Origin of the sequence: Arthrobacter sp. I3, assembly GCF_000520575.1 — a bacterium.
GTDB classification, from domain to species: Bacteria; Actinomycetota; Actinomycetes; order Actinomycetales; family Micrococcaceae; genus Arthrobacter; species Arthrobacter humicola_A.
The window spans coordinates 5,236-9,770 of sequence record NZ_KI914971.1; the positions used below are offsets into that span (position 1 = coordinate 5,236).

At 66.1% G+C, this 4,535-nt stretch carries 5 protein-coding genes; 2 read left to right on the top strand and 3 right to left on the bottom strand.

From position 1 onward, the window contains the following. Together Y706_RS28505 and Y706_RS0121835 are read left to right on the top strand one after the other, a co-directional pair. Positions 1-671, top strand: a 671-nt coding sequence (locus Y706_RS28505) for a pyridoxal phosphate-dependent aminotransferase (protein WP_156945225.1), incomplete at its 5' end; no start/stop codon positions are given. Between the two features lie 88 nt (positions 672-759). After that, entirely contained in the window at positions 760-969 is a 210-nt protein-coding gene (locus tag Y706_RS0121835; protein WP_028278246.1) for a hypothetical protein, read from the top strand. Here Y706_RS0121835 and trxA read toward each other — a convergent pair. The 3 genes from trxA to infB form a co-directional block, all read right to left on the bottom strand. Then, complete coding sequence (gene trxA, locus Y706_RS0121840; protein WP_028278247.1) at positions 966-1,394, bottom strand: thioredoxin; 429 nt, start codon at positions 1,392-1,394, stop codon at positions 966-968. The genes Y706_RS0121835 and trxA overlap by 4 nt on opposite strands. 218 nt (positions 1,395-1,612) lie before the next feature. Next, positions 1,613-2,122, bottom strand: coding sequence for a 30S ribosome-binding factor RbfA (gene rbfA, locus Y706_RS0121845; RefSeq protein ID WP_018774499.1), 510 nt, complete (start codon positions 2,120-2,122; stop codon positions 1,613-1,615). A gap of 254 nt (positions 2,123-2,376) precedes the next feature. Next, positions 2,377-4,535, bottom strand: a 2,159-nt coding sequence (gene infB / locus Y706_RS0121850; RefSeq protein ID WP_028278248.1) for a translation initiation factor IF-2, incomplete at its 5' end; no start/stop codon positions are given.

A 4,535-nucleotide genomic window follows, 5' to 3' on the forward strand; every position in this document is an offset into this window, starting at 1 on the left:
CCCGCCGGCTCGTGGAGCTGGCGAGGCGGCACGATCTGTGGGTCATATCGGACGAATGCTACGAGGCGTTCACCTACGATGTCCCGCACGTCAGCCCGGCCCGCTTCGACAGCGACGCCCCGGGCGAAGCACGCGTTTTCACCTCACTCACGCTCTCCAAAACCTACGGGCTGACGGGACTGCGGATCGGTGCGCTGATCTGCCCGCCGGGGCTGGAACAGAAGATGAACAACGTCATGGAGTCGATCGTGTCGTGCGTGGCCTCGCCGTCGCAGTACGCCGCGCTGGCAGCGCTGACCGGTCCGCAGGACTACGTCAGCCACGCCCATGCCCACTACCGGGCCAACCGCGACGCGGCCTCGGCGGTGCTGCGCGCCCACGGCATCCCCTACCTCGCGGCCCAAGGCGCGTTCTATTTATGGGCGGACGTCTCGCATGCCAGTGGCGGGGATGTCCGGTCATGGACGCGCCGCTTCCTGGCGGACTCCGGGGTGGCCTTTGCCCCCGGCACGGCGTTCGGCTCGATCGGCGAGGGCTGGATCCGGATCGCGCTCTGCGGCAGTCAAGCCGATCTGGTGGAGGGCCTCGGGCGCATCCCTGCACGCGAGCCGGCAGCGGGCACTGACAGGTCCACCGGCCCTATCGCCGGGCCGGCCGGCGCCCTAGCCTGAGCTCACGGCGCTTCCAGGCTGGCCCGCTGTCCTGGCGTCGGACCTGGCCCGATAGGGCGCCGTGGATTTCCAGCCGAGGGAGTACATCGTGTGGTGGCAAGACCTGCTGTGGGGTTTCTGGAATGGGCTGACGGCATGGATCGTCCTGATCGCCCATGTCTTCGGGTTCTGGAGTGAATTCCCGTTCTATAACTCCGCCCGCGCGGGGAACTGGTACGACTTCGGCTACCTCCTGGGCATGGGATCTCCCGTGCTCGGCGGCGGGCTGGGAGCCCGAGGACGCTCAAGACGCCGCTAGGCGGACAGTGCGGCGTCGAGCCAGCTGCGAAGGGCGGCAGACGGCGGCGCACCGGCCTGGCGGGCTGCCACCGCACCGTTCTTGATGACGAGCAGCGTCGGGATGGCCTGGATATCGAACCTCCGGGACAATCCCGGGGAGGTGTCGACGTCGACCTTCACCAGCTTGAACTTTCCAGCCCGCTCCACGGCCAGCTTGTCCAGCACCGGGCTGACCATTCGGCACGGCCCACACCACGCCGCCCAGAAATCGACGAGAACCGGAACGGTTGATTGCTCCGCGACAACCGGGAAGTCGACGTCGGACGCCGTCACGATCCAGGCAAGGTCCCGGCCGCAATTGCCGCAGCGCGGGTGCCCGGCAGCGGCCGCGGGAATCCGGTTGGTCTTCCCGCAGTGCGGGCATTTGGTCAGGCTGGACTCCACGGCACTCCGCCACCTTTGCGCATAACTGCGGTCATTGATGCTTCCATAGTCGTCAACCGTGGCCCTGCCGTCCACCTCCACGCCGCGCCCGGACAGACTCGAGGCGGTTTTCACCCGGATCCCGGGTCACCGGCAACGGCAGCTGGATCTTTCCGAACGGATACGACAGCAGGGGCCGGATCCGTTACCGGTTCCGGCCCCTGCTGTGGAAGGTATTCCTACTTGTTGCGGTCCTCATCGATTGCGTCGTTGTCGATGAGGTCCAGGTCCTCTTCGTCAAAGTCGTCCTCGTCGAGCTCCACGTCCTGCGGAGTGTCACTCTTGTAAGGATCGGCGTCGCCGGCGTGCTTTGCACTTTCGGCAAGCGCGGCCACCTCGGCGTCGCGCTTCTTCGCCGCCCGGAGCAGCTCCTCAAGGTTCGAGGCGTTGACGGGGATCTGGTCAGCCACGAACTCGAGCGTCGGAGTCAGCCGCACGGTGATGTTCCGCCCGACTTCCTGCCGCAGCACGCCCTTAGCCTTCTCCAGCCCCTTGGCGGCATCGGCCTGGGCCACTTCGTCACCGAACACGGTGTAGTAAACAGTTGCGTGCTGCAGGTCGTTGGTCACCCGCGAGTCGGTCACGGTGACGCCTTCCAAGCGGGGATCCTTCACCCTCCGGCCCAGCGCCTCAGCAACGACAACCTTAATCCGCTGCGCCAACTTGGCAGCCCGTGCGGGATCAGCCATTTCCACTCCTAAAAATTTGGATGTACGACGGCGCCGTAACGGCTGCCGTACACCAGTTGGGTTTTCATGCCACGCGCCTAAGGCGAGTCTACGACGGACTCCCGTTGGATTCTTCCGGCGGCTCCTTGGAGCCGTGGAGGGGGCCCGGGAGTGGCATCGGGCCACCCAGCGTAGGGGCGGGGCCCCCTCTACGGCGGAAAAGTGCAGGGCCGCCGGAAAATCCAACGGCCCCGCACCTGTACTGCTAATCCGACTTAGACGCGCGGCTTCTCGCGCATCTCGAAGGTCTCGATGATGTCACCTTCGGTGATGTCGTTGAACGAGCCAAGACCGATACCACACTCGAAGTCCGTGCGGACCTCGGTAGCGTCGTCCTTGAAGCGCTTGAGCGTCTCAACGGTGAGGTTGTCACCGATGATCTTGCCGTCGCGGCTGATGCGGGCCTTGGCGTTGCGCCGGATAACACCGGAGCGGACGATCGAGCCTGCAATGTTGCCGAACTTGGAGGAACGGAACACTTCGCGGACCTCGGCGGTGCCAAGCTGGACCTCTTCGTACTCCGGCTTGAGCATGCCCTTGAGGGCTGCCTCGATGTCATCGATTGCTGCGTAGATGACGGAGTAGAAGCGCATGTCCACGCCTTCGCGGTCTGCCAGTTCGGCAACACGCTCGGCGGGCTTGACGTTGAAGCCGATGATGACGGCGCTGTCGACCGTTGCCAGGTTGACGTCGTTCTGCGTGATCGCACCGACACCGCGGTGGATGACGCGGAGCTGGACACCCTCGCCGACGTCGATCTTGAGCAGCGCGTCTTCGAGGGCTTCCACGGCACCGGACACGTCACCCTTGAGGATGAGGTTGAGGGTGTCGATCTTGCCATCGGCGACGGCCTGGTCGAAGTCTTCCAGGCTGATGCGCTTGCGGCGCTTGGCCAGGGCGGCGTTGCGGTCGGCAGCTTCACGCTTCTCGGCGATCTGGCGGGCGGTACGCTCGTCAGCGGTCACGAAGAAGGTGTCACCGGCGCGCGGGACGTTGGACAGACCCAGCACCTGCACAGGGCGGGACGGGCCGGCCTCGGTCAGGGCGCTGCCGTCGTCGTCGAACATCGCACGGACGCGGCCGTGGGCCGTGCCTGCCACGATGGTGTCGCCGACATGCAGGGTACCGGACTGAACCAGGACGGTGGCCACGGAACCGCGGCCCTTGTCCAGGTTGGCTTCAATCGCGATACCGCGGGCGTCCTTGTTCGGGTTGGCGCGCATGTCCAAGGCAGCGTCTGCGGTGAGCAGAACGGCGCCGAGGAGCTCGTCGATGTTCAGGTTCTGGCGGGCAGAGACCTCCACGAACATGGTGTCGCCACCGTATTCTTCCGGAACCAGGCCGTACTCGGTCAGCTGGCCGCGGACCTTGTCCGGGTTGGCGCCTTCCTTGTCGATCTTGTTCACGGCCACGACGATCGGCACGTTGGCCGCCTGGGCGTGGTTGAGGGCTTCAACGGTCTGCGGCATGACGCCGTCGTCCGCTGCGACCACCAGGATGGCGATGTCGGTAACCTTCGCACCACGGGCACGCATGGCGGTGAACGCCTCGTGGCCCGGAGTATCGATGAAGGTGATCTTGCGATCGATGCCTTCGTGGGCGTGGGTGACCTGGTAGGCACCGATGTGCTGCGTGATACCGCCGTGCTCGCCCGCCATAACGTCGGACTTGCGGATGGCATCGAGCAGTCGGGTCTTACCGTGGTCAACGTGACCCATGACGGTGACAACCGGAGGACGTGCCTCGAGGTCTTCATCGCCTTCGGCTTCCAGTTCGGCGTCGAAGTCGATGTCGAAGGTGGAGAGCAGCTCGCGCTCCTCATCCTCCGGGGACACAACCTGGAGCTTGTAGCCAAGCTCCTCGCCGAGCAGGGCAAAGGTCTCTTCATCCAGCGACTGCGTGGCCGTGGCCATTTCGCCGAGGTGGAAGAGGACCGTCACCAGTGCTGCCGGGTTTGCCTCGATCTTGTCGGCAAAGTCCGTGATGGACGAGCCACGGCGAAGCCGGACTACGGTGTTGCCGTCGCCGCGGGGTACGCTCACGCCACCCAGCGACGGAGCACTCATCTGCTCCAGTTCCTGACGCTTGGCACGCTTCGACTTGCGCTGCTTGCCACGGCCTGCGCCGCCCTTACCGAAGGCACCCTGGGTGCCGCCGCGACCGCGACCGCCCTTACCAAAGCCACCACCGGCCGGAGCGCCGCCACCGGCACCGGGAGCACCGGTACCCGGAGCGCCACCCGGACGGCCCGGACCACGGCCTCCGCCGCCGGGACGGCCGGCACCAGCGGGTGCGGGACGTTCGGTGCGGTTAGGCATCATGCCGGGAGTCGGGCGGTTGCCGCCGGCTCCTGCCGGACGACCGGCGCCGGGAG